The sequence below is a fragment of the Actinomadura logoneensis genome (genome assembly GCF_003428695.1).
GTDB lineage: Bacteria > Actinomycetota > Actinomycetes > Streptosporangiales > Streptosporangiaceae > Spirillospora > Spirillospora logoneensis.
In genome coordinates this window covers 1-3,407 of sequence record NZ_QURH01000730.1, presented here as the reverse complement: position 1 = coordinate 3,407, position 3,407 = coordinate 1, and the positions used below count along the sequence as shown (strand labels likewise).

The 3,407-nt window shown below is 74.9% G+C and carries 4 protein-coding genes; all 4 read left to right on the top strand.

The genetic code is table 11. The features are described from left to right. Nucleotides 1-759: NADH-quinone oxidoreductase subunit H (locus DZF91_RS26360; RefSeq protein WP_117359878.1), on the top strand; the 759-nt coding region annotated here is incomplete at its 5' end. A gap of 12 nt (nt 760-771) precedes the next feature. Beyond that, nucleotides 772-1,476, top strand: a complete 705-nt coding sequence (locus tag DZF91_RS26355) for an NADH-quinone oxidoreductase subunit J family protein (RefSeq protein WP_117359877.1) — start codon at nt 772-774, stop codon at nt 1,474-1,476. Next, nucleotides 1,473-1,778: an NADH-quinone oxidoreductase subunit NuoK gene (gene nuoK, locus DZF91_RS26350; protein ID WP_117359876.1), complete on the top strand. Its 306-nt coding sequence runs from the start codon at nt 1,473-1,475 to the stop codon at nt 1,776-1,778. Before DZF91_RS26355 ends, nuoK begins: the two co-directional genes overlap by 4 nt. Further along, on the top strand, nt 1,775-3,407 hold a 1,633-nt coding region (locus DZF91_RS26345), incomplete at its 3' end, for an NADH-quinone oxidoreductase subunit 5 family protein (RefSeq protein ID WP_117359875.1). The genes nuoK and DZF91_RS26345, both read left to right, overlap by 4 nt.

Here is a 3,407-nt window from a genome sequence, read left to right as displayed (position 1 = left end):
GTCCGGCAGCGCCGCGCCACCCTCGCCGCCGACCGGCTGCTGCGCCGCGCGGGCGTGCTGGTGCTGCCGGTGGCGGCCGTGCTCGCGGCGGCCGTCCTGCCGCTCGGCGGCGCTCCCGCCGCGTCCGACACGCCGATCGGGATCGTGTGGTTCAACGCCATGGAGGTGGCGGTCTGGGCCGGGGTGTGGCTCGCCGGCTGGAGTGTGAACTCGGCGTACTCGCTGGTCGGCGGCTACCGGATGATCGCGCAGGGGCTCGCCTACGAGCTCCCGCACATGTTCGCGCTGATCACCGTCGGGGTCGGCGCGCAGTCGCTGCGCTTCGGCGACGCGGTGGCGGCGCAGCACGACCTGTGGTTCGCCGTCCAGATGCCGGTGGCGTTCGCCGTGTACCTGCTGTCCGCGCTGGCCATGGCGTTCTGGGGGCCGCTGTCGTCCCCGGTCGGCGGCGATCTCGCGGGCGGGGCGGCGGCCGAGCTGACCGGTGCCGACCGGCTGGTGTTCCTGGCGGGACGGTACGCGATGCTCGCCGTCGCGGCGTCCGCCGCCGTCCCGCTGTTCCTCGGCGGGGGAGCGGGACCGCTGCTCCCGGCCTGGCTCTGGACCCTGCTGAAGACGCTCGCCGTCCTGGCCGCGCTGGTCTGGACGGCGCACCGCGCCCCGGTGCTCCGGATGGACCGCTTCATGGCCTTCGCGTGGACGGTGCTGATCCCCGCCACGCTGCTGCAACTGCTGGTCACCGGGCTGGTCGCGCTGTGAGGAGGAGTCGCCATGCTGCGTGACGCGGCGTTCTGGACCCTGGCCCTCGCGGCCGTGGGGACGGGCGTGCTGGTCTTCGTCGTCGACTCGATGGCGCGCGCCACCTTCGCCCTGCTGGCGTCGTTCCTGTGCGTCGGGGCGGTGCTGCTGCTCATCGACCTGCACTACCTGGGCGTCCTGGTGGTGCTGATGATGATCATGGAGATGCTGGTGATGGCCGTCTTCATGATCATGTACATGATGAACCCCGCCGGGCTCATGCCGATGAAGATGGTGCACAACCACCGCGCCGCGCTCGGCATCTCCGGCGGCGTCTTCGTCCTGCTCGCGGCGGGCGCGCTCACCGTCCCCTGGCCGCACCGCGAGGGCGCGCCGCCGCCCGACCCGACCCGCGCCCTCGGCGAGGCCATCATGGGCCCGAAGATGCTGGTCATGATGGTCGTCGGCCTGGCCATCCTCGCCACGATGGTCGCCTCGGTCGTCCTCGCCACCGACCGGGGCCGCTACGACCGCGACCCCGCCCCGGCCGCCCCGGACGCCGACGAAACACACCGGCACGGCGAAGCCGCGAGCGCACACGAACACGAACCCGAACACGAACACGGTCACGGTCACGGTCACGTGCAGGAGCACCATCACGGACACGAGCCCGCGCACGATCACGGGCAAGGACGCAAGCACGGGCACGGGCATGGCGGGCAGGGGGGTGCCGAGTGACGCTGCAGACTTTCCTGCTGCTGGCCGCCGCGCTGTTCGCGGTCGGGCTCTACGGGGCGTTGTCCCAGCAGTCGGTCGTGATGCTGATGATGGGCCTGGAGCTCATGGTGAACGGGCTCGTCGTCGCCGGCGGCGCGTTCTGGTACTACGTCGCGCCCGGCTCGGCGGACGGGCAGGTGCTGGTGCTGGTCGCGGTGACGGTGATGGCGCTGGAGATGGCCATGGGCTTCGCGGTCGCGACGGCGCTGTTCCGCGCGCGTGACGTGGACGTCACCGACGACGCCTCGGACCTCAAGGGATGAGCGCGCTCGCCTGGGCCCTGCCCGCGCCGCCGCTCCTGGCGGGCGCCCTGCTGCTGGTGGCGGGGCGGCGCGCCGACCGGGCCGCGCCCGTCCTCGCCGTCGCCGTCGCGCTCGCGTCTCTCGTCCTGGCGTTCGCCGCCGCGGTCGCCCGTCCGGAGGTGACGTTCCCGCTGTTCGAGGGGCTGCCCGGCGGGCTCGCGGTGGACGGCCTGTCCGCGGTGCTCGTGGTGACCGTCGCGTCCGCCGCGCTCGCCGTGCTGCTGTTCGCGGCCGGGGACATCGGCCCGGACGAGCCGCGCGCGCGGTTCTTCGGCCTGATGCTGGTGTTCGCCGCGGCGATGCTCGTGACGGTCACGGCGACCGACCTCGCGGTGCTGCTCATGGCCTGGGAGGTCATGGGCGCGATGTCCTACGCGCTGATCGGGTTCTGGTGGCAGGACGGCGAGCGCGTGGACTCGGCGAACGTCGCGTTCCTGACGACGCGCGCCGGCGACCTCGGCCTCTACTTCGCGGCGGGCTGCGCGGTCGCCGGGACGCACTCGCTCTCGCTGGCGGAGCTGGCGCACGCCGCGTCCCCCTGGCGGGACCTGGTCGCCGCCGGGATCGTCGTGTCGGCGCTCGGGAAGTCGGCGCAGCTGCCGTTCTCGTTCTGGCTGTCGCGGGCGATGGCCGGTCCGAGCCCGGTGTCGGCGCTGCTGCACTCGGCGACGATGGTCGCGGCCGGGGCGTACCTGCTGCTGCGCGTCCATCCGCTGCTGGAGTCCACCGGCTGGGCCGGGACCCTGGTCGCGTGGGCGGGCGCGCTCACGGCGCTGGCGATGGGCGCGGTCGCGGTCGCGCAGCGCGACCTCAAGCAGCTGCTCGCCGCCTCGACGTGCGCGCAGATCGGGTTCATGGTGCTCGCGGCGGGCGTCGGCTCGGTCGCGGGCGGGACGGCCCAGCTCGTCGCGCACGCGGCCGTCAAGTGCCTGATGTTCCTCGGCGCCGGGGCGTTCCTGACCGCCCTCGGCACCAAGGACCTGGCCGAGCTGCACGGCGCCGCGCGCCGGTTCCGCCTCGTCGGCGTCGCGTTCGGCGCGGGCGCGCTCGCGCTCGCCGGGCTCCCGCCGCTGTCGGTGTGGGTGGCCAAGGACGTCGTCCTCGCGTCCGCGCCGCCGGCGCTGTACGCGGTCGGCCTGGCCGCGGGCGTGCTGTCGGCGGCGTACTCGGTGCGGGCGCTCGTCGCGGTCTGGCGTCCCCGCGACGCGGCGACCAGGGACGACACCGAGCAGCGGGGCACGCGGCACGTCGGTCTCGCCGAGGCGCTGCCGATGCCGGTCCTCGCCGCCGTCGGGGCGGGCTTCGGGATCGTCGCGCTGCCCGGCGTCCTCGGACCGTGGCAGCGGCTGCTCGGCGCGTCCGGCGAGGACGGCCCCTCGGCGCTCGAACTGACCGTGTCGGGCGGGCTCGCGGTGCTGGCCGCCGCCGTCGTGGCGTCCCGCCGCGTCCGCCTGCCCGCGCCCGGGCTCGTGGCGGACTGGTTCCACCTCGGCCGGGCCGCCGACCGGCTGGTGGCGCGGCCGGTGCTCGCCCTGGCGACCGCGCTGGCCCGGTTCGACGACCGCGTGCTGGACGGCGCGGTCCGCGCGG